Source organism: Parasphingomonas zepuensis (assembly GCF_036663735.1).
Lineage (GTDB): Bacteria > Pseudomonadota > Alphaproteobacteria > Sphingomonadales > Sphingomonadaceae > Sphingomonas.
This window is the reverse complement of sequence record NZ_JAXOJO010000006.1, coordinates 253,836-275,346: the sequence shown is the minus strand read 5'-3', so window position 1 is coordinate 275,346 and position 21,511 is coordinate 253,836. Positions and strand designations below refer to the sequence as shown.

The following is a 21,511-nucleotide window of genomic DNA, read 5'->3' as shown; positions in this document are numbered from 1 at the left end:
ATGCTCGGTCATCTGAAAGTGGTCGACCTGACCCGCGATCTGGGCGGCTATGCAGGCGTGATGCTAGCGGAACTAGGCGCGGATGTGGTGCAGGTCGAATGGGCCGATCCGATCGGCGATGCAGCCGAGATCGCGATGGCGCGGCGGGGAAAAAGGGTCGAGCGCCTGGCGTTGGACGACGCGGCGCTGCGAACGCTGGTCGATGGAGCCGACATCCTGCTGCGCGGGCCCGAGGCGATGCCGGAAGGGCTGGGCGAAAGCAACGAGCGGCTGATCGATGTGGCGATCCTGGCCTTCGATCCGGACGGACGGAATGCCGGGCGCCCGGCGACCGACTTGACGCTCCTGGCGCGCTCGGGCCTGCTGACCATCGTTGGCGATCCCGATCGGCCGCCCATGGCCTTGCCCGGCCGTCAGGCCTGGGCACTGGCGGGTATCCACGGCGCGATCGCCGCGCTGACCGCGCTTAACGCCCGGGCGGCGAGCGGGTTGGGCGAGCGCGTGATCGTGTCGGCCTATCGCTCCGCCGTGCTGGCCAATTACCGCGAGCCGGTCAGCTGGCAATGGGCCGGCAAGGTCGGGCAGCGCACGGGCAATTTGCTGGTGCGCGGCAAATCGGGCGTGAAACAGATCTGGGCGTGCGCCGACGGCTTCGTCACCTGGGCGCTGGTCGACAATCCGCCGATGATGCGCGCGACCGTCGCGCGCATGGCCGAGGACGGCATGGCAGGGGTGCTCGGCGAGATCGACTGGGATGCGATTTTGGTGGCGGACATGCCGCAGGAGACTCTGCAGGATTGGGAAAAGCAGATCGGCGCGTGGCTGGCGACCAAGCAGCGCGCCGAGCTGAGCGCGCTGTCCAACAAGCATGGCATGGGCCTGTCGGCGATCGACGAGGCCGCCGATGTGATCGCGAGCCCACATCTCGCCGCGCGGGGCCTGTGGTGTGACAACACTGTCGACGGGCATGCAGTGCGGGTGCCGGGGCCGCTCTACCAATGGAGCGTGGAATGACCGACATTGCCATGGCCGGCCCGTTGCAAGGCATAAGGGTGGTCGACTTCTCGAAGTTCCTGCCCGGGCCCTATTGCACCTGGATGCTGGCCGATCTCGGTGCGGACGTGGTGCGGATCGAGCATCCGCGCGAGCTGGCCAAGCAGGCGAAAGTGTTCGGCTGGGACAAGCTCCCGGATGCCGAGCGCGCGCGCATCCGGGGCCAGGACATCTTCGCCCGCAACAAGCGCAGCCTGCTGATCGACCCGGGCGCGGCGGAGTCACGCGACCCGATCGAGGCGCTGCTGCGCAGTGCCGATGTGCTGGTCGAGGATTACCGGCCCGGCGTGCTGGATTCGATGGGCTGCAGCTACGAAGCCGTCGCGGCGCTCAACCCCAGGCTGATCTATTGCTCGGTCACCCTGTGCGGCCAGACCGGGCCGTATCGCGACAAGCCCGGCCATGACCCGGTCGCGCTCGCCGTTTCGGGTGCGCTGTCACGGATCGGCGAGGATCCGGGCAAGCCGGGATCGGCGGGGGTGCCGGTCGCGGATCTGCTAAGCGGATCGAACGCCGTTATTGGCATTCTCGCGGCGTTGCAGGCCCGCCATACTACCGAACGGGGCCAGCGGGTCGATATCGCCATGTCGGATAGCGCGATGGCGCTGATCGCACCGGTGATTTCGCGCAATCCGGACCTGTCCCGCGCGCCGGGGCGGGGACGGCACCGCGCCGACTGTGGGGTCTATGAGACTGGGGACGGGCGCTTCATCGTCGTGACGGATATGGAGCCGCGTTACTGGGAGCGGTTCTGCACGGCGATGGGTTGCCCGGACTTCATCGCGGCGCAGAACGACAGGGCGCGGCGGGCCGAGATCATCGACTGGCTCAACGCTGCCTTCCTGACGCGGCCGCTCGATCACTGGCTGGGGCTGCTGGCTGAAGCCGACACGCAGTTCGCCGCGGTGAATTCGGTCGAGGAAGCGCTCGCCGATCCGCACAATATCGCGCGCGGCATGTCGCTCCGGATCGAGAGCGCGGGCGGCACGATCCGCCATATCGGATCGCCGATCAACCTCTCCGACACGCCCGCCATTCCACCGAGCCCGGCCCGTATCGCTGGCGCCGATACCGATGCTATCCTGACTGAACTGGGGTTCCCGAAATGACCGACACTGATCTGCCGCGCCCGCTCGAAGGGCTGCGCGTGATCGACCTCACCCGCGCTCTGGCCGGGCCATACGCTACCCTGTTGCTTGCCGGCCTCGGTGCCGAGGTGATCAAGGTAGAGGATCCCAAGGGCGGCGACCTGGCGCGCGAGAACAGTCCCTATGTCGGGCGCGACGGGGTGGCGATCGAGCGGCGGCACGAGGACGATATCTCGATCTCCCATCTTACGCGCGCCCGTGGGAAGCGCGGTGTCGCGTTGAACCTGAAGCATCCCCGTGCCCGCGACGTGTTCATGGACCTGGTGAAGACCGCCGACATCGTGGTGGAGAATTTCACCGCCGGCACCGCCGACCGGCTGGGGGTGGGGTATGCCGCGGCGCGCGAGGCCAATCCGCGCATCGTCTATTGCTCGCTCAGCGGCTTCGGTGCGGACGCGCCCGAGGGCGGCAAGGCGATGGACGTGATCATCCAGGCACTGTCCGGCGCGATGTACACCAGCGGCGATACCGATCAGCCGCCGGTGCGCATGGGCGTGCCGATCGCCGACATGCTCGCGCCCGTTTTCGCGGTGATCGGCATCCTGTCCGCGATCCACCAGCGCGAGCGGACCGGGGAGGGGCAGCATGTCGATATCTCGATGCTCGGCGCGCTCACCTCGTTCGTCGCGATCGAGAATTGGGCGGCAATGCGTGCAGTCGATATGCCGGCGCGGACCGGGCTGACCGTGCAGCGGCTGTCGCCGTTCGGTGTGTTCGAATGCGCCGACGGTTATATCGCGCTGGTCGCGGTGCATCACAAGCTCGCCGCCGGCCTGTTCGCGGCGATGGGCCAGCCCGAATTGCTGGAGGATCCGCGCTTCGCGACGCGCGACGGGCGCGTCGCCAACGCGCCGGTGCTCGAATCGACGATCACTGCCTGGTCCAGGACGCTGACGGTGGAGCAGGCCGTCGCGGCGCTCGAAGCCGAGGGTGTGCCTGTCGCGCCGGTGCGCCACCCGGAAGAGGCGCTGACCGATCCCCGCGTCGTCGCGCGCGAGGAGACCAATGCGGTGTCACATCCGGATTATGCCTCGATCGTCGAGTTGCGCACTGCGGGTATCCCGATCCAGTTCTCCGCGTCGCGATCGGGCTTCGATCCGGTTTTGCCGGTTATGATCGGCGAGCATAATGACGGCGTCTATGGCGAGCTGCTCGGGTATGACGCGGCGACCATCGCTGAGCTGACCAGGGACGGCGTGGTCGCATGACCGCAACCGCCGCGCTTGCCCGGATGGCCGAGGCCTGTGCCGATCCGCGCGCAGTGGCGGCGGAGATGCGCGCGGCAGGGCGGCGGGTGGTGTGGATGCTGGGCAGCGACCTGCCCTATGCGCTGGTCGATGCCGCAGGCTTCCATCCGATCCGGCTGGTGCCCGATGCACGGGTCGACCGCAGCGCGATCGATGCGATGGTAAGCGCCGAGACCCTGGGCGAGCGCGGACGATCGCTGCTGGCGGAAATCATCGCGCTGCCGGCCGAGGATGCGCTGCTGATCTCGCATGCCGACACCGAGCAGCCGCAGATCTTCGCGACGTTGCGCGAACTGGCGCGGACGGGCGCGATCGCGAAGCCCGAGGTGCATTTCCTCGATCTGCTGACGATCGATCGGCCCTCGACCGAGCGCTATAATCGGCTCCGGGTCGAGCAGGCGGTTGTCTGGCTTGGCGGCGCGGGCGAGCTTACTGCGGCGATCGACCGGCGCGAGGCGCAGCGGGAGGCGCTGACGTCGGTGCTTGGGCTTCGGGCCGGGGGGCGGCTGACCGGGGTGGAAGCGCACACCCTTGTCGCGGCGGCGTCGATCCTGCCGTTGGACGAATATGACGATCTGCTGTCGGCGATCGAGGCTGGGAAGGCCGAGCTGCCGGTGCGTTCGGGGACGCGCACGCTGCTGAGTGGGGGCGATATCGAGGACATCGCCGTGATCGCGCGGATCGAGGCGCTGGGGGCGCTGGTGATCGGTGAGGATCATGGCTGGGGCGAGGCGCGGGCGCGCCGGGCGATGGCGCAGGGCGGCGATCCGCTGACGGCGCTGGCGCGGTCATCACTGACGCCGGTATGGGGTGTGTCTTCCGGCACGGCGGATCGGGCCGCGGCGCTCATCGCGGCGGTGGCGCAGCTTCGGCCCGAGCGGGTGCTGCATCTCAGCCGCGACGACAGCGGTCCCTGGGAAGTCGCTGCTTTGCGCCGTGCGATCGAGGCGAGCGGCGTGCCGATGCTCGACGCAGCGCCGGACAGTGAAGCGATTGCGGGCTTTATTGCCGATAGCCACGCGCTGGCGGAAAGCGTCATGCCTGCCGACGTGGAAGAGGCTGCTCCACCGCCCCGTCCGCGCGCGCCGCGCAGCCGGAAGTCGCTCGCGGCGGTGGCGCGGTTCGGTGCCTATCAGCGCGAATGGTTCGCCGAGGTCCGCGCTGCCGCGCTCTCCGGCAAGACGTTCGCGGCGGTGAACGCCAACGCGCCGCAAGAGATGCTGCGTGCGATCGGCATTCCCTTCGTGGTCAATCAATGGTGGGCCTCGATCGTAGCGGCCAAGCAGCAATCAGCGCGTTATGCGGGCCTATTGGCGGCCAACGACCTGCCGGCGGCGGTGGAAGCCTATAGCGCACAAGGCGTGGCGGCGGCGTTCGACGATGATCCGGCGCTGGCGCCCTGGGGCGGGCTACCGCGGCCTGACGTGCTGGGCATGGTGGCGAGCACCGATGCGACCACACATCTGTTCGAGGCGTGGCAGGCTGCGACGGGCGCTCGGCTGCAGCAGTTTCAGCGTAGCGTCGAATGTCGCTGGGACATCCCGATCGACTGGTGGGACGGTTTGGCAGACCGCTGGGACGACTTCATCGAGTCCGAGCGGCTCGACCTGTTTGAGGCGGAACTGCGGCTGGCGATTGCCGAGCTCGAGGAAGTCTCCGGGCAGCGCTTCGATCCTGCCCGGCTCGAAGAGGTGATGACGCTCGTCAATGAACAGGAAGACCATTATCGCGAGACGCGCGACCTGATCGCGCGGACCGTGCCGGTGCCAGTGGGCATCGTCGATACCATGCCCGCGACGATGGTGCCGCAATGGCATCGCGGCACCCCATGGGCACGCGATGCCGCGCGCGATTTCCATGACGAGGTAGCCGAGCGGGTGCGGGCCGGCGAGGCGGCCTGCCCGAACGAGCTGATCCGGCTGATGTTCGTGGGTCGCGGCCTGTGGAGCGACATGCAATTCTACCAGCGCTGGGAGGAGAGCCACGGCGCGGTGTTCGTTTGCTCGATGTATCTGAGCCTTGCGGCCGACGGGTACATCCGTCGCCACGACCGTGGCCGCGATCCGCTGCGCGCGCTGGCTGCACGCTTCGTGACGATGGGCGACGAACTCCGGATGCCGACCTGGGCCGGGGCATGGCACGTCAAGGAAGCGCGGCTGCACCAGTGCGACGGAGCCGTGGCGCTATCGGATGCCGACCCGTTGGTGTTGCGCGCCCTGCGTGACGCCGGGATCGCGGTGCTGGAGCTGGGAATGGACAATTTCTCGCGAGACGAGGCGACCGAGACTGATGTCGACGCGCGCGTCGCTGCCTTCCTTGAGGGGGCGGCCGGTGCTGCCAGTGCCGCGCGGCGAGCCGGAGCAGCCTGAAAAATTCGCGGTATTAATGCAAAGGCGCGTCCCTCCTTGCGGAGGAACGCGCCTCGCCCCCTTAAGTGCTAGAACTTGACGCGTGCCGATGCCGCAAACATTCGGCCGATCGGGTTGGATGCAGAGGCGTCATATCCGCCGCTGCCATTCCCCGATGGCGTAAGGTTCACATAAGGCGGATCGGCATCGAACAGGTTGCGGACTTCGAAGCCCACCGTGAGCTTCCCGCCAAATGGCCCCTGGCCGGGCCCGCCGACCGTCCAGGCCAGGCTCAGGTCGACCGGCGTATAGCTTGCCACCTTCTGGTTCGGGGTAACGGCATTGTTGGTGTAGCCGCCGACATGAGTTGCGGTGACCTGGAGGCGGACCGGATCGAAATCCCAGGCGACGCTGCCGCGCGCCTTGAACTTCAGCGGGAAGAAGATCGTGTTGCGCCGGTCGATCGGCGTGCCGTTGGGGGAGATCGCTGCCTCGAAGCGAGTCAGATAGGTGCCGCTGGCATTGAAGTTGAAGGTGCCGGCGCTGTCCGTGGCGAGACGCCAATTGGCGGTGACATCGATTCCTTCCGTGTTCGAGCGGCCGAGATTGTTGTTCCGGCCATCGACGAACAGGGTGACGTTGTTGGGATCGCCACCGGGGAAGACGCCACCGCCGATGCCGACGCCCTGCCCGAGGAGGCCCAGCACGCGGTCTCGTGCCTCGTTCCCGCGAAGGATGATGCCGGTACCGGCGAATTGCGCCTCACGCGTCAGGATCGCCAGATCGGACAGATAGGTATCGACCTGGTTGATATATTCGACGTTGAAATAGGTCGCGCTGAGCCTGAGGCCGGGCATGACATCCCAATCGCCGCCGACCGACCAGGTGGTCGCCTCTTCCGGTTTCAGCGCGGTGTTGGGACCCGAATAGGCCACGCCGACCAGCGGCGCGCCGCCCGCCGGGTTCTGGTAGTTCTGAATGAACAGCGCGTTGCTGTTGCCGTAGATCTGCGAGATCAGCGGCGCGCGGAACGAGGTGCCGTAGCTGCCGCGCAGGGTAAGCCCGGATACCGGCGACCAGTTGACGCCGAACTTCGGATTGGTCGTCGATCCCACGTCGCTATATTTGTCGTAGCGGATCGCAGCATCGATCTCGAGCTTCTCGAAGAAGGGAATTGCATTGTCCGTGCCGAACAGGGGGACGAGCAGCTCGGCATAGCCCGAGTCCACGCGGCGGGTAAAATGCCGGAAGACGATCGGAGTGGTCGGCACACCGCGCGCAGACCCAAGATCGACCGTGATCTCCTGCCCCTCATAGCCCGCCGCGACCTTTACCGCGCCGCCTGGCAGGCGGAACAGCGTGCCATTCACCCGTGCCTCATAGCCGTTGAACTTGTTGAGCGTGGGCGAAAAGGACACGAAATTGCTGATCGCCAGCAACGTCGCCGCGCTCGTGCGGCCGAGGCCATAGGGATCGAAGGCGGTGGCGGGGTTGCTGCTGGCGAGCGCCGCGTTGAGCGCTGCGTTGTTCAGGCCGCGGGTTTGGTCCGCCTGGTCGTTGCCCCGGCCATAGGTGAAGATGCCTTCCACCTGCCAGTCGCCGGGCAACTTGATGCGGACGCCCGGGGTGATCTCCCAATTCTTGGCCGAGCCGGGATTGGCGTTGCGCGGCAGATCGTTGAGGAAATTATAGCCGATCGTGTAGCTGGTGCCGGCGAAACCGGCCGGCCGCACGAAGAAGGCGTTGGTCTGCGGGACGGTGAGGGTCGCGCTCGAATAGGCCGGATAGCGCAGGAATTCGCGTTTCGAATAGAAGCCGTCGGCGAACACGGTCAGCCAGGGGGTGAGTTCCTGGGTGAAGGTGCCGTTGACGGAATCATATTGCTGTTCCGGGAAAAGATCCTGACCGATCAGGTCGTCGCAACGGTTGGTGGTGCCGCCGACGAGACTGCCGGCGCTTGCCTGAGTCACGCCGTTGCGCGGGATCGCATAATTCACGCCGCCGGCGGTGATCGTACCGGGCGCGCAGCGCGTGACGCTGTAATCATTGCCGCCGGACGCGCGCTGATCCGAGCGGAAGAAATCGCGATCGTCCCCGTTGAGGTTGGAGCGATAGACATGTTCATAGGCCAGCATGATCTGGCCCGAATCCCAGACTTTTCCAGCGGCGATGCCCAGTTGATACTCCGAGAAATCGCCGCGATCGGCGACGCCGTAGCGCGCCGTCGCTTCGACGCCGTTGAGCGTGCGGCGCGGGATGAGGTTGACCACGCCGGCGACCGCATCCGAGCCGTAGATGGCGGACGCGCCGTCGGCGACAACCTCGACCCGTTCGAGCCCGAGCGTGGGAATGACCGAAGGATCGAAGGCACGGCTGTTGTTCACCGCTCGGTGGCCATCGACCAGGATCAGCGTGGCATAGGGCCCGATGCCGCGCAGATTGACGCTGTTGCCATAAGCGATGTTGCCGTTGCCGCCCGATTGGCCGCGCGAATTCTCGCTGACGCCGAGATCGAAGACTTGCGGGATCTGCTTGATCAGCCGGTCAGTGGTGACGGCACCGGACGCAATCACATCCTCACGCCCGAGCGATATGACGGAGGACCCGACTGGTGCAGCGCCACGCAGCCGGCTGCCGGTGACGATGATTTCGCTGGCGACCGGATCGTCCGCAGTGGTGGTAACGGGGCCTGCTTCCGGCGCGGGCGTTGCCTGAGCCTGTACGCCCGTCGCCCAGGCAAGGGCGAACAGGGCGACGCCCGAACGGGATATGATCTTGGCCGTGTAAGCTTTCATGATGGTCCTCCCCAGGTCGCGTCCGCTCGTGATCAGCGGAACGTCGGTTTCGTCGTGAACGGAATGTCGATGCGTGAGCCGCCGGACCCGCCGGACCCGCCGGTGACGATGGTGAAGACGGGTGGTGGATCCTGGCGGATCTGGGCCAGGTTGCGCTGGCGTGGATCGGCGCCCGTCAGCGTGACGCGCACGCGGTGGCCGGCGGCGAAGGTGTAGGCCCGCGGGACCATCGAGAAGGCGAGGGCGGCTGGCTTGCCGGGGACCATCGGGAGCGCGTCCGCCTTCAGCCCCGAATGATAGGGGAGGTCGAGCCGGTCGTAAGGCGCCCTGGACAGCTTGCGGTGCGCGGCGGCGAGCCGGCCGAACGAGACCATATAGGCCTTGCCGGTGGGGTCGACGTCCTCGAGATAGGCGAACAGATTGGCGTCCAGGCGATCGAGCGCGGTCGTGATATTGGCGATCGGATAGCCGGTCATCGCTGCGTCGGCGGCAAGCGGCGCGCTGGTGAAGCTCGGGCCCTTGCCGAAAGGGGAGGGCGGCCAGAAGGCGAAATATTCGCCCTTGGCGACGTCGTAATCCACCGTGAAGCTGCGGACGCCCGCATCCGGCTTCACCGGCGAGAGGCTGCCATCCGGTCTGGTCGAGAGGTATAGTGGGGCGCGGACGATGCCGACACCGGGCGCAGTGGCCGACGCGACCATCGTACCGGTCCCGTTCGGCCCCTCATGATACCAGTTGTACCGCGGACCCTGTTCGAAGCCGTTATCGATCCCTTTGAGATAATGGTCGAAGAAGCGGCGCTGCTCCCCGGCGATATCGAATTGCTGCGGGCCGACGCAGTGGCTGCCCGGGCCGATCAGCATCCGCGACGGAATGTTGACGGCGTTCAGGATCATCTGTTCGGTCGGCTCGTCCTCCCAGTTGCTCCACAGCAGCCAGGCGAGCTTCGGGTCCTTCAGGGCCTTGAGATGGGTGTAGGGCCCGACCTCCTCCCAGAAACGATTGCCGGTCAGCGGCGAGACACTGTCGCGGTAGGGCATGGTCTCCCACAATTTCGCCATCGGCGTATTACGGGCGTGTTCGGCGACCGCGGCCTTCAGCAGCGCGCCATCGCCATCGGCATCGACCGGTACGCTGGCGAGATCGACTTCGGGCGGCTCGTCCGGACGGGTATTGAACTGGCCGGTGATGCCCCCGTTGCGCACGAAGCTGTACTTGTCGATGTCGGTTGCGGCGGCGAATACGGCGCGCAACGCGGGTGGCGATGCGCCGGCGACCAGCATCGCGCTGCCGCCAAGATAGGAGCAGCCAGTGATGCCGACCTTACCGGTGGACCATGGCTGGGCGGCGAGCCACTGGATCAGATCATAGCCGTCATGCGCTTCGGTCTGATCGAGGAAACCGCGCCGCGCGCCGAACGACGCGCCCTTGCCGCGGACATCGGCCGTCGCGACGACATAGCCCGATCTGACCAGGGCACGCAGCCCGAAGATCGGCGAATCGACCAGTTCGACGATCTTGCGATCCTTGTCGAAATAGCGCGCACGATAGGGGGTGAAGGCGAAGACAACGGGCAGGGGCGTCTCGATGGCCTTGCCAGCCACCATCGGTCGATAAAGGTTGATCGCGAGGCGGGTGCCGTCGCGGACGGGCAGGTGAAACGAGGTGCGCGCGACCTCCGTATAAGCCGTCGCGGGCGGCTTAGCCTGTCCGGCGATCACGGTTGCCGGGGCGGCAAGAAGCGAGAGGCAGGCCAGCCCCATCGCGAGGCGGCTGACTCCCGGAACAGGCCTTTTCTTGGTCACCCGCATCTCCCTCCATCGCGGCACCGCGTCTCCTCTGTCGGGAGACTCACCGCTGCCTGATCGTCAAAGACCATATTTAGTGGATATGTTCAACGGTTATATTACGAAACGAAATTATCGCCCCGCCGAGGAAGTATTGCAAGCGCTTGCATGATCTACTAGCGAGACAGTCGAGAGGATGTTCCATGCCCCTAATATTGGCGACCGGTGACATTGCCCCCGACCGGGACGATGCGGACGAATGCTTCGCCGCGACGCGAGACACGCTGCGCGCGGCTGACCTGGTGTTCGGGCAGCTGGAGACCAGCTTTGCCGAACGCGGCACGCGGCTACCCCAAGCGCGGCATGCCGTGCTGACCAAGCCGGAGGCCGCGGCATCGGTCGGTCGGGCGGGCTTCAATATTATCTCGATGGCGGGCAATCACGTGCTCGACTGGGGCAATGAGGCGCTGTTCGAGACGATGGGTAATCTCGCGGCGGCGGGCATCGCCGTAGTGGGTGCCGGCGCCAATATCGCGGAAGCGCGCAAGCCGGTCCTTTCGACGCTCAGCGACGGCACACGGGTCGCTACGCTCGCTTATTGCTCGATCCTGCCCATGGCCTATTGGGCCGACGAGCGACGCCCGGGCTGCGCTCCAATGCGTGCGCATACGATCTACGAACAGATCGAGCATGACCAGCCAGGCACCCCGCCGCGCGTCCACAGCTATCCGCATCGCGACGATCTCGCGGCGATGGAGGCCGATATCCGTGCGGCGAAGCTGGAGGCCGATGTGGTTATCGTCTCGCAGCATTGGGGCATTCATTTCGTGCGGGCGTCGATCGCTGACTATCAGCGCGACGTGGCGCGCGCGGCGATCGCCGCCGGCGCCGATGTGATCCTGGGCGGGCATGCCCATATCCTGAAGGGCATCGAGTTCATCCAGGGCAAGCCGGTCTATTACAGCCTGTGCAACTTCGCCTGCGACCTGCGCATGGATCCGGCGCATGCCGCGAGCAAGAGCTTCAAGGAAATCCAGGCGCTGGCCGAGGATTGGGTGCCGGATTTCGACAGCCTGTACAATTTCCCGCCGGCCGCACGGATGTCGATGATCGCGCGGATCGAGGTTGCCGACGGCAAGGTCGTCGGGACCGGATTCCTGCCCTTGTGGATCGACCGCGACGCGGTGCCGCGTATCGTGTCGCCCGAGGACCCGCGCTTCGGCGAGGTGATCGACTATATGACGGAGATCACCGCCGAGGCCGGGCTCAATGCGCGCTATGCGGCGGCGGGCGATCATGTTGCGATCTCCGGGCCTGCGCAATGAGCCGGCGCCTGCCGATCGAACTGATCACGCTCTTCTATTTCCTGAGTTATCTGCCCAACATCATCATGACCAAACTGGTCACCACAGCGCCCAATGCAGGCCTAGGTCGACCACCGACCGGGCTCGAGACCTTGCCGGCCTCCCTGATCGTCAGCCTTGTCCTAACCTATGCCTTCATCTTCGTCTCGGGCTGGCATCGCGACGCGCACCAGACCCGCCTGGCCGGCCTCCGCCTGCCGATCTTCACGCGATCGACCTTCCTGTCGGGCATCGGCACCGCGCTGGTGCTGTTCACCGTACCCTTGTCCTTCACGTTCGAAGGGGTGAGCATTCCCTTCATCCAGCTGCTGATGCGCGGCGATATCCTGATCATCGCGCCGCTGGTCGATCTCATCTTCGGCCGGCGGGTACGCTGGTGGAGCTGGGCGGCGCTCGTGCTGGTGGCGATCTCGCTTGCTTTCGTGGTGCAGCAGCGCGGCGGGTTCCACCTGCCGCCGCTCGCGATCCTGACCGTCCTGCTGTACACGCTCGGCTACTTCATCCGGCTGGCGGTGATGACAAGCACGGCCAAGAGCGGCGATCCGGCTTTGGTCAGGCGCTATTTCGTCGAAGAGAAACTGGTCGCCTTGCCGCTGTCTGTCGCAGCGCTCGCGTTGCTGTCGTGGAGCGGCATCGGCGCTCAGTCCGGGCAACTCGGCTGGGGCTTTGTCGCAGTGTGGGGCGATCCCGTGGTGTGGTGGCTGATCGGTATCGGCACCACGCTGACGATCATTTCGATCTTCGCTGCGGTGATCCTGCTCGACGCGCGCGAGAACAGCTATTGCGTGCCGCTGGAGCGCGCATCGAGCCTGCTCGCCGGCATCGGCGCGGCCTATCTGCTCGCGTGGTTCTGGGGGCTCAGGCCGCCAACTGCGGCGGAGACGATCGGGGCGACGATCCTGGTCGGGGCGATCGTGCTGCTGTCGGTCGCGCCGCGCTTCGCGCGGGCAAAGGTCGAGGCCCGGGCGGAGACGTAGGCGCATTCGCGAAGAGCGGATAAGGTGGCGGGATGCGCTACGCGCTTTCACGCACGATCAGGCGGAAGCCGACATCGATCAGCCGTGGCTCGATCTTCTCCCCGGCGGTGCGGCGGCGGAGCAGGTTGACCGCCTCACGTCCGATACGCGCGCCGTCGATGTCGATCGTGGTGATCGTCGGGCGCATTTCCGCGGCGACCGCGAGATTGCCGAAGCCGACCACGGCGAGTTCGTCGGGCACCCGCACGCCGGCCGCCATCGCTTCGACCAGCAACCCCTGGGCCAGCCAGTCCGAGCTGCACACGACGACATCGGGCCGCGTGTCGAGTTCGCGCAGCGCGCGGAAAGCGGCGCGGCCGTGGCCGAAGCGGGTCTGGCTGGCGAATATCTGCTCGCTTGGCGCCTCGCCGCCGAGCCCGGCCCAATCGTCGATAAAACCCTGGCGGCGTTCCATCGCGCGGGTGCCCGAGGCAGTGAGCAGATGCGGCCGGCGATAGCCGCGGCTATGGACGAAGCGGGCGATATCCTGCCCGACCGCGCGGTGCGAGAAACCGACCGCGACGTCGATCGGATCCTCGGGCAGGCCCCAGGTCTCGATCACCGTGGTCGCGCGCCGGCGCATGAGTTCGCGCGTGGCGGGATCGCTGACGATGCCGGTGAGGATGATCGCATCGGCCCGCCGCGAAAGCGCGGCCGAGATGAGGGGCTGCATGCGCGCATTGTCGACGCCGGTCAGCCCAAGCATGACGATGTCGCCGCTGGCGGAGAGCTCGTCGACCATCGCCTCGACCGTGGCGTTGAAGATCGATTGGGCGACATCCGGCACGAGCAGCGCGACCAGGCGGCTGCGGCTCGACGCCAAGCCGCCAGCCATCAGATTTGGCACATAATGGGTGGCGGCGACGGCTTCGCGGATGCGATCCGCCGTCGCGGTCGCGACCATTCCAGGGTAGTTGAAGAAGCGCGACACCGTCGCCGACGATACGCCAGCGATCAGCGCAACATCCTCGAGTTTCGGAATCTTGCCGTTGTCGCTCATCGCACCACGCTACCGGGGATCGGCGGACACTAAAAGCCGTTGCAAGCGCTTTCATACTTCCCTAAGCGAGGGCCATGCAAGACTTTGACCCGCTTCTGCCAGAGACCTTCGATAGCGCCCAAGCCGAGTATCGCGAGCTGCGCGCGCGCTGCCCCGTCGCGCATAGCGACGCCTGGGGCGGTTTCTGGGCGATGATGAAGCATGCGGACGTCGCGGCGGCAGCGGCAGACAGCGCGACCTTCATTACTTCAAAGCAGAATGTCGTGCCGGCGGTTGCCTTTACCGGGCGGCGTCCACCACTGCATCTCGATCCGCCCGAGCACACACCATATCGCCGAGCGCTGAGCCCATTGCTGACCGAGCGCAAGGTCGCGCCGCTGGAGCCGGTGATCCGCGAGATCTGCATCGGCCTGCTCGATGCGATGGCCGCGAAGGGCGGCGGGGACATCTGCGAGGAATTCTCGGCGCGCATGCCGATCCGGGTGTTCGCCAACTGGATGAACCTGCCGCAGGAGCAGATCGATTCCCTCGCCGAGGTCGGCCGGCGCTACAATATCGCGGTCCAGTCGAACGACATGCTCGCGACCAAGGAAACCAGCCTGCTGCTCTACGAAATGGCGCGCGCGCTGGTGGCCGATCGCAAGGCATCGCCGCTCGATCCGGCCGAGGACGCGACCAGCGCCTTGCTAGCGACCCGGGTAGATGGCCAGCCGCTGCCCGACGAGATGATCGTCGGCACGATCCGCCAGGTGCTGGTGGTCGGCATCATCGCGCCGACGGTGCTGATCGGCTCGGTCGCGGTGCATCTGGCGCGCGACCAGGCGCTGCAGGCGAAGCTGCGCGCAGAGCCGGCGCTGATCCCGGCGGCGATCGATGAGTTCCTGCGCCTCTACACGCCGTATCGCGGCTTCGCGCGCACCGCGACACGCGACATCGAACTGCACGGCCGTACCATCCCGGCGGGCGAGCCCATCGCCCTGGTTTATGCCTCCGCCAATCGCGACGAGGATGTTTTCGAAGACGCCGAGAGCTTCCGGCTCGACCGGCCCAACATGAAGGATTCGCTCCATTTCGGGCGGGGCACGCATATGTGCGTCGGCGCGGCGCTGGCGCGGCTCGAACTGGTGGTGGCGCTGGAAGAGATGATGGCGCGGCTGCCGCAATTCGACCTGGCGGGGGAGGTAGTGCCGACGCGGTTTCCGGAGATCGGGGCACTGAGCGTGCCGTTGCGGTTTGCGTAGGGATTGATCTCCATTAGAGGGGATCATTCCTTCCCGTTCGGGCTGAGCTTGTCGAAGCCCTGCTCTTCTCTTCCGCAGAAGGAAGAACAGCCCTTCGACAAGCTCAGGGCGAACGGGGTGGGGTTGCTTTTCCCGCATCTACTCGAATTCCTGAGATGTAAGTATTAACTCGTCGCCATCAGTCGCAATGCTTGTGGCCAAGCCCTCAGCCGCCGTCACTTCGACCAGATAGTCCCGCACCCGCCCGAACAAAGGATCGATTGCGACAAGCGGCCGAGGCGCGCTGTCGTCCCCGATCCAGCACGGCCGAAATCGGACTTCAGTCACGCTCCCATCCCGCACCATCAGCCGAGCGATGCCGGTGATCCGCGTCTCCTCGGGCAGCATATAGGTCGCGTCCATGGTCCAACTCGGGTTGAGGCTGACCAGGTGCCTGAAGGACTCAGTCTCGACGATCGCCGGGTCCCACACATGCGGTTGCTCGATCGCGAAATTGCCGAGGCTGTAGAAGATCGGCTTGCCGCGGTGGAAGCCAACGCCCTTCACCAGGTGCGGATGATGGCCGAGGATGGCGTCGGCCCCGGCGTCGATCGCGGCATGCGCCACCTCGATCTGATATTCGGCAAGCGTGCCGCGCACCATATGGATGCCCCAGTGCAGCGACACCAACACGATATCGGCCGCCGCTCGGGCGGCGCGGATCGAGGCGAGCAGGGCATCGATGTCGGCGCGGTCGGCATGGCTGCGGATGCGCGCCGGGGTGCCGGGCTGGTCATGCTCGATCTGCTCGTAGAAGGTATGGGCCCGTAGCGGCGCGCAACCCGGCTTGTCGACGCGCGCGGCATACCCTTCCGGCAGGATCGAATTCGCGGCGATCATCGCAACGCGGACGCCATCCTGCTCCTGGATCACGGCATGGCGTGCGTGCGCCAGATCGGCGCCGGCACCGGCCAGCAGCACACCTGCATCTGCCATGTGGCGCTGGCTATCCTCGAACGCGTCATAGCCCCAGTCGAGGCAATGATTGCCGGCGAACGACATCATGGTGAACCCCGCCCTGGCCAGGGCGGGCGCGAGGGCGGACGGTGCGCGCATCGCCAGCCGCGCATTGGGCACGATCGCCCCGCGATCGGAGACGGTCGTCTCCAGCTGGCCGAACACCACTGGCGCTGCCGTGAGCGCGCCCGTCACCGGAGCAAACATCGAAGCGAGATCATCGCGCCTGGCGCCGACATCGCCGACCGCGAGGATCGCGAAATCGGGCATCAGGCGGGTGCCTTGGTCGAGTCGTTACGGCGCAGGATGAGGACGATGACCGCCGCGAGCAGCAGGATACCGGCGATCAGCCAGATAGGCGCAGTGAAGGCGCCGGTCTTCTCGCGCACCAAGCCGACCAGATGCGGTACGATCAGCCCGCCAGAGCTGCCCGCAATGTTGATCGCCACAGCACCCACCGCGAAGGTCGCGGGCGTGAACATGCGGGTCGGCAATGCCCAGAATGCCCCCTGCGCGGCGCCCAGCGCGGTACCGGCCACCAGCAGCGCAAGCAGGCCGAGTGGCGTCGCGCCAGCGGCGGCAGCGCTCAGGATCGCCAGTGCGGCGACGGTGGCCGGGATCGCGATGTGCCAGAACCGCTCGCCGGTGCGATCCGAATGCTTCGAGTTGAAATAGATGCCGAAGATATTGCCGATCCAGGGCAGGGCGTTGACCAGCCCGATCTCGACCGGCGACAGGCTGGTCATCTGCTTCACGATCTGCGGCAGCCAGAAGATGACGCCGTAAGAGCCCGAAAGCAGGCAGAACCACAGCAACGCGGAGGCCCAGACGAGCGGGCGGCGCAGCACGCTCCAGTCATTGGCCTGCGCGGTGTCGCGGCGATTGGCCGCGTTGCGCGACAGCCAGTCCTTTTCCTTCGCGTCGAGCCATTTGGCGTCGCCCGGACGGTCCGGGAAATAGAAATAGGCGGCGACGCCGAACACCAAGGTCGGCAGCGCCTCGCCCAGGAACATCCAGCGCCAGCCGGCCATGCCGAAGGGCGGATCCATGCTCATCAGCCAGCCCGACAGCGGCCCGCCGATGACGATCGACAGCGGGATCGCGATCATCGGCATGGCGAAGGTGGTGGCGCGTTCGCGCTCGGTCGCGAACTGGCTGAGATAGAGCACGATGCCTGGCGCCAGGCCGCCCTCGGCCAGGCCAAGCAGCACGCGCAGGGTGTAGAATTGCCAATGCGTCTCGATGAACGCCATGCCGCCCGCGCAAATGCCCCACAGCAACGCGCAGATCGCCATCCAGCGCCGCATGCCGATGCGTTGCTGCAGCAGCACGCTGGGATATTGCCCGGCCAGGAAACCGACGAACAAGATGCCCGCGCCGAAGCCATATTGGCTTGGGGTGAAACCGAGATCGGCGTTCATCTGCAGCGCGGCGAAGCTGACATTCACCCGATCGATCGAACTGAGCAGCATGAACAGGATCGCGGGCACGATCAGCCGCCACCGGATCTTCCCCGCCATCGCTTCGAGCCCAGTCTCCATCGTCCCGCTCCAGCCAGATTCGCCATTATAGGCTCGACAGGCTCATTGCCGATGCGGCATGGCAGCGCAAGCGAAAGCGCTTTCATCGGGAGATTACCGTGGATCAGACGAGCCGATTGAGCGAACGGATCGCTGGGCACATCGTCGGCTGCGAAGCCGAGCGGCTTCCAGCAACGACGATCCACGCGGCCAAACGCGCCTTGCTCGACGGGCTCGGCGTGATGCTCGCGGCGAGCGGGACGAGCCCGGAGATCGAAGCGTTCGTCACTTATGCGCAAGCGGGCGGAGCGGGACGAGCGAGCATCCTCGGCCGCGGAACGACCGCGACCGCGTCGCTCGCCGCGCTGGCCAATGGCGCGATGGCGCATGCGCTGGATTTCGAGGATGCGTTCGATGCCGCGCCGAGCCATCCTAATGCGTCGTTGCTGCCGGCGGTGCTGGCCGTGCTGCAGGACGGCCCGCCGGTATCGGGCCGCGATCTGCTCGCCGCGATCGCGGTCGGCTGCGATCTGGTGTGCCGGCTCGGGCTGAGCCTGCGCCGGGAGATGGAGGCGGGCGGCTGGTATCCGCCCCCGATCCTTGGCGTATTCGGCGCGACCGCGGCGGTGGCCCGGCTGCGCGGCCTGTCACAGCGCGAGACACTCGACGCGCTGTCGCTGGCTCTTTGTCAGGCGAGCTGCCCGGGTGAGATCAAGTATAGCCGCGACACTGTCATCCGCGCAGTGCGTGAGGCCCTGCCGGCCGAGTCGGCGGTGCGTGCCACGGCGCTGGCGGCGCTTGGCGTGCGCGGTTTCGACGAACCCTTTGAGGGCAAGGGCGGCTTCTTCCGGCTGTACGCCGACGGTCGCTATGATCCGGCGGCCCTGCTCGACGGCCTGGGCGAGCGCTTCTGGATCGAGCAATTGAGCTTCAAGCGATGGCCCGCCTGTCGCGGTACGCATGCCTATATCGAGGCCGTGCAAGCGCTGCGCGCTGCTCATGGTTTCAGCCCTGATGATGTCGCGGAGATCGTCGCCACCGGCGGGGAGGTGCAGGTCATGCTGGTCGAGCCCCCCGCCAGCAAGCGTGCGCCGGCAACCGCGATCGACGCCAAATTCTCCATCCCCTTCACCGTCGCGGCTGCTCTGATCGACGGCGAGGTTACGCTGGACAGCTATGATGGTGCATCGCTCGCCGATCCGCGCAAGCTGGCGCAGGCGGCCAAGGTGCGCTTCGAGCGTCACCCCGACTGGGGCCGCGAGCGGGCGGCGTCGGGCGGGCTAAGGATCGTTCTGCGCGACGGTACGCGGCTCGAACAATGGGTCGATGTCGCCGCCGGCCATGTATCGCGGCCGATCGACGACGCCGGGCTGCAGGCCAAGTTCATCGACTGCGCTGGTCGGGCCCAACAGCCCTTGTCCGGGGAAGGCGCCGCGGCGCTTGCGACGGCGATCTGGTCGCTCGATGAAGCACCGGACGCCGCTCTCGCGCTTTCAGCCATTTGTTATACGACATAATGAAAACGCTTGCAGGTTTTTTGCGGAATGCTAGGAAGCGGGCATGACAAGGCGACGCAGGGCGCCGGCAATCTCGCTTGGGAGGATATCCGTGACGCAGTTTTCCACGATCAAGGCTGGCCTGCTGGTCAGTGTCGCCGGTATGGCCGCCGTCATCGCCACACCGGCGCTGGCGCAAAGCGCCGCCGCGCAGGATCAGGTTCCCAGCCCTTCCGCACCCGCAGCCGATCTGGCCCCTCAGGCCGACGCCAATGGCGGCCTCGAGGACATCGTCGTCACCGCCGAGCGCCGCACGCAGCGGCTGCAGGATGTGCCGATCTCCGCCACCGTGCTCAACGCGGCTGACATTTCGCGCAAGGGGATCAACAACCTCGCCGACATCCAGCAGGTCGCGCCGTCGATCGCGATCAACACCTTCAACCGCTCGACCTTCATCAACATCCGCGGCGTCGGCATCGCTCAGTCGGCACCGACGTCCAACCCGGGCGTTGCCTTCTACATCGACGGCCAGCTGATCCCGCATGAGCAGTTCATCGGCCAGAGCTTCTTCGACATCGCTTCGATCGAAGTGCTGCGTGGCCCGCAGGGCACGCTGACGGGGCAGAATTCCACCGGCGGCGCGATCTATGTTCGCACGCCGGCGCCCGAGTTCGACAGCTTCTCCGGCTTCGTCGATGCGACCTACGGCAATTTCGACACGTTCAAGGTGGTCGGCGCGATCAACGTGCCGATCAGCGACGAAGTCGCCTTCCGTGTGGCGGCGACTCATGACGAGCGCGGCAGCTTCACTGACAATATCGGGCCGAGCCCGAGCACGCCGGGCAATAGCAGCCTGTATGCGGGGCGCTTCAATCTCGCGGTGCGCTCGCCCGACGAAGTGCTGCGCGCCAATCTGCGCGTTGATTATTTCGATTCCAAATCCGACAACAATGCAGTGAAGCGCAGGAACGATACGGTTTCGACCGATCCATTCGTGATCGAGGAGGACGCCCGCTCCTTCCAGAACCAGCATGGCGGCAAGCTGTCGGGCGAAGTGAAGATCGCGATCCTCGACGGCGTCGACCTTCGCACCATGGTTTCGTACCAGGATCTCCACACGATCGACCAGACCGACGGCGATCGTACCGCAACCGCGCTGCCGCGTCCGCCGGCGAACGCCGTGGGCCGCGTCAGCCTGGTTTCGACCGATATCAACACGTTCATCGGCGAAGTGAACCTGGTGTCGACCGGCAAGGGCAGCTTCAACTGGGTGCTCGGCGGTTTCTATCTCGACGAGACGGTCGACACCTTCTCGCAGCGCGACAACAACCACACGACGGATTTCATCTCGTCCACCTCGACCTTCAAGACGAGCGCCAACAACATCACCAAATCGGTGTTCGGCCAGGTCAATCTGTTCGTGGCGAAGCCGCTCGAGCTGATTGCGGGCCTGCGCTATTCCGATGACACGCAGATCTACAACCGCCTGATCCCGGCGGGCGCCGTACCGGCCGGGGCAAGCCTGGTCGCGACTCAGCATTCGACCAAGTTTACCGGCAAGGTCGGCATCAACTACCATCTCGGCGAGAACCTGCTCTATCTGACCGCGTCGCAGGGCTACAAGGCGGGCGGGGTCAATCTGACCATCGGCACGCCCAATTTCGGGCCTGAAACCAATCGGGTGTATGAGGCCGGCTTCAAGACCCAGTTCCTCGACAATCACCTGCGCGTGAACGGCGACGTCTTCTATTCGAAGTATAGCGACATCCAGCTGTCGAGCCTGCTGAATGGCCTGCCGGTCACGCAGAATGCCGCGAAGGGCAAATCCTACGGCGCCGAGATCGAGATCACCGGTCAGTTCGGCGGCCTGAGCTTCAACGCCGGCGGGGGCTATCTCCACGCCCGGTTCGACGGCAACACCTGCATCACCGACACCAATCTGGCCGGCACCGATCCGGGCTGCCCGACCAATTTGCGGCTCGTGCCGGATGGCCGTGTGATGCCTTTCTCGCCCGAATGGACGATCAACGCCGGCGTGCAATATGAGATACCGCTGAACGGCGACGACACGTCGCTGACGCCGCGCGTGCAATGGTCGCATCTGTCGGAGCAGGTCGCTACGCCGTTCCCCAGCTTCAACACGATCGTGCCGAGCCGCGACGTGTTCGACGCGCGGCTGACCTTCCAGATCAGCCAGAACTACAAGCTCGAAGGCTATGTCGCGAACTTCACCGACGAGCGCTACATCGCCTCGCAGATCCAGAACTCGTCCAGCGCGGATGGCGGCAGCATCTATGGCGCGCCGCGGACTTACGGGATCCGGGCGGTAGCGAAGTTCTGACGATGGTAGGCAGCTATCTTATCCTTCCTTGCTTCCCCGGCGAAGGCCGGGGTCCAGTTGGGGGACAGAAGAAAACGGACGTCTCGGGCAATTATTCCAGCCGTCCCGACTGGGCCCCGGCCTTCGCCGGGGAAGTAATTAGGGGTGAAGGCGGGCATC

14 protein-coding genes are annotated in these 21,511 nt (G+C 66.0%); 9 read left to right on the top strand and 5 right to left on the bottom strand.

What is annotated here, in order from left to right:
• From U1769_RS21675 to U1769_RS21660, 4 genes are read left to right on the top strand one after another with little or no spacing between them, the layout of a single operon-like run.
• A complete protein-coding gene (locus tag U1769_RS21675) occupies window positions 1-1,014 on the top strand; it encodes a CoA transferase (protein WP_332720144.1) in 1,014 nt (337 codons plus the stop codon).
• Window positions 1,011-2,162: a CaiB/BaiF CoA transferase family protein gene (locus U1769_RS21670; protein ID WP_332720125.1), complete on the top strand. Its 1,152-nt coding sequence runs from the start codon at window positions 1,011-1,013 to the stop codon at window positions 2,160-2,162. Before U1769_RS21675 ends, U1769_RS21670 begins: the two co-directional genes overlap by 4 nt.
• Window positions 2,159-3,409 (top strand): CaiB/BaiF CoA transferase family protein, encoded by a 1,251-nt coding sequence (locus tag U1769_RS21665; protein WP_332720123.1) that lies wholly within the window; start codon window positions 2,159-2,161, stop codon window positions 3,407-3,409. Before U1769_RS21670 ends, U1769_RS21665 begins: the two co-directional genes overlap by 4 nt.
• Window positions 3,406-5,817, top strand: coding sequence for a 2-hydroxyacyl-CoA dehydratase (locus U1769_RS21660; RefSeq protein ID WP_332720122.1), 2,412 nt, complete (start codon window positions 3,406-3,408; stop codon window positions 5,815-5,817). Before U1769_RS21665 ends, U1769_RS21660 begins: the two co-directional genes overlap by 4 nt.
• Window positions 5,818-5,885: 68 nt before the next feature.
• On the opposite strand, the gene U1769_RS21655 is transcribed toward U1769_RS21660, so the two are convergent.
• On the bottom strand, window positions 5,886-8,591 hold the full coding sequence (locus tag U1769_RS21655) for a TonB-dependent receptor domain-containing protein (RefSeq protein WP_332720121.1): 2,706 nt from the start codon (window positions 8,589-8,591) through the stop codon (window positions 5,886-5,888).
• Window positions 8,592-8,623: 32 nt separating this feature from the next.
• Window positions 8,624-10,396, bottom strand: coding sequence for a CocE/NonD family hydrolase (locus tag U1769_RS21650; protein WP_332720120.1), 1,773 nt, complete (start codon window positions 10,394-10,396; stop codon window positions 8,624-8,626).
• 185 nt (window positions 10,397-10,581) lie between these two features.
• Here U1769_RS21650 and U1769_RS21645 point away from each other — a divergent pair, with 185 nt between their 5' ends.
• Together U1769_RS21645 and U1769_RS21640 are read left to right on the top strand one after the other, a co-directional pair.
• A complete protein-coding gene (locus tag U1769_RS21645; RefSeq protein ID WP_332720119.1) occupies window positions 10,582-11,703 on the top strand; it encodes a CapA family protein in 1,122 nt (373 codons plus the stop codon).
• A complete protein-coding gene (locus U1769_RS21640; protein WP_332720118.1) occupies window positions 11,700-12,719 on the top strand; it encodes a hypothetical protein in 1,020 nt (339 codons plus the stop codon). The genes U1769_RS21645 and U1769_RS21640 overlap by 4 nt, the downstream gene beginning before the upstream one ends.
• A 37-nt stretch (window positions 12,720-12,756) precedes the next feature.
• Here U1769_RS21640 and U1769_RS21635 read toward each other — a convergent pair whose 3' ends face one another.
• Complete coding sequence (locus U1769_RS21635; RefSeq protein ID WP_332720117.1) at window positions 12,757-13,758, bottom strand: LacI family DNA-binding transcriptional regulator; 1,002 nt, start codon at window positions 13,756-13,758, stop codon at window positions 12,757-12,759.
• A 74-nt stretch (window positions 13,759-13,832) separates the two neighbouring features.
• Between U1769_RS21635 and U1769_RS21630 the strand changes: the two genes are divergently transcribed.
• Window positions 13,833-14,999 (top strand): cytochrome P450, encoded by a 1,167-nt coding sequence (locus U1769_RS21630; RefSeq protein WP_332720116.1) that lies wholly within the window; start codon window positions 13,833-13,835, stop codon window positions 14,997-14,999.
• Window positions 15,000-15,137: 138 nt separating this feature from the next.
• Here U1769_RS21630 and U1769_RS21625 read toward each other — a convergent pair whose 3' ends face one another.
• Together U1769_RS21625 and U1769_RS21620 are read right to left on the bottom strand one after the other, a co-directional pair.
• The gene (locus U1769_RS21625) at window positions 15,138-16,265 is read right to left on the bottom strand and encodes a CapA family protein (RefSeq protein ID WP_332720115.1); all 1,128 of its coding nucleotides are present in this window, start codon (window positions 16,263-16,265) and stop codon (window positions 15,138-15,140) included.
• The gene (locus tag U1769_RS21620; RefSeq protein WP_332720114.1) at window positions 16,265-17,536 is read right to left on the bottom strand and encodes an MFS transporter; all 1,272 of its coding nucleotides are present in this window, start codon (window positions 17,534-17,536) and stop codon (window positions 16,265-16,267) included. Before U1769_RS21620 ends, U1769_RS21625 begins: the two co-directional genes overlap by 1 nt.
• Before the next feature lie 98 nt (window positions 17,537-17,634).
• Between U1769_RS21620 and U1769_RS21615 the strand changes: the two genes are divergently transcribed.
• A complete protein-coding gene (locus U1769_RS21615; protein ID WP_332720113.1) occupies window positions 17,635-19,032 on the top strand; it encodes an MmgE/PrpD family protein in 1,398 nt (465 codons plus the stop codon).
• A 91-nt stretch (window positions 19,033-19,123) separates the two neighbouring features.
• A complete protein-coding gene (locus U1769_RS21610) occupies window positions 19,124-21,352 on the top strand; it encodes a TonB-dependent receptor (protein WP_332720112.1) in 2,229 nt (742 codons plus the stop codon).
• Window positions 21,353-21,511: the final 159 nt, after the last annotated feature.

Bases quoted from the DNA above. Each gene is read 5' to 3' on its own strand.
- U1769_RS21675 (WP_332720144.1), top strand. From the start codon at position 1: ATGCTCGGTCATCTGAAAGTGGTCGACCTGACCCGCGATCTGGGCGGC.
- U1769_RS21670 (WP_332720125.1), top strand. From the start codon at position 1,011: ATGACCGACATTGCCATGGCCGGCCCGTTGCAAGGCATAAGGGTGGTC.
- U1769_RS21665 (WP_332720123.1), top strand. From the start codon at position 2,159: ATGACCGACACTGATCTGCCGCGCCCGCTCGAAGGGCTGCGCGTGATC.
- U1769_RS21660 (WP_332720122.1), top strand. From the start codon at position 3,406: ATGACCGCAACCGCCGCGCTTGCCCGGATGGCCGAGGCCTGTGCCGAT.
- U1769_RS21655 (WP_332720121.1), bottom strand. From the start codon at position 8,591: ATGAAAGCTTACACGGCCAAGATCATATCCCGTTCGGGCGTCGCCCTG.
- U1769_RS21645 (WP_332720119.1), top strand. From the start codon at position 10,582: ATGCCCCTAATATTGGCGACCGGTGACATTGCCCCCGACCGGGACGAT.
- U1769_RS21640 (WP_332720118.1), top strand. From the start codon at position 11,700: ATGAGCCGGCGCCTGCCGATCGAACTGATCACGCTCTTCTATTTCCTG.
- U1769_RS21635 (WP_332720117.1), bottom strand. From the start codon at position 13,758: ATGAGCGACAACGGCAAGATTCCGAAACTCGAGGATGTTGCGCTGATC.
- U1769_RS21630 (WP_332720116.1), top strand. From the start codon at position 13,833: ATGCAAGACTTTGACCCGCTTCTGCCAGAGACCTTCGATAGCGCCCAA.
- U1769_RS21625 (WP_332720115.1), bottom strand. From the start codon at position 16,265: ATGCCCGATTTCGCGATCCTCGCGGTCGGCGATGTCGGCGCCAGGCGC.
- U1769_RS21620 (WP_332720114.1), bottom strand. From the start codon at position 17,536: ATGGAGACTGGGCTCGAAGCGATGGCGGGGAAGATCCGGTGGCGGCTG.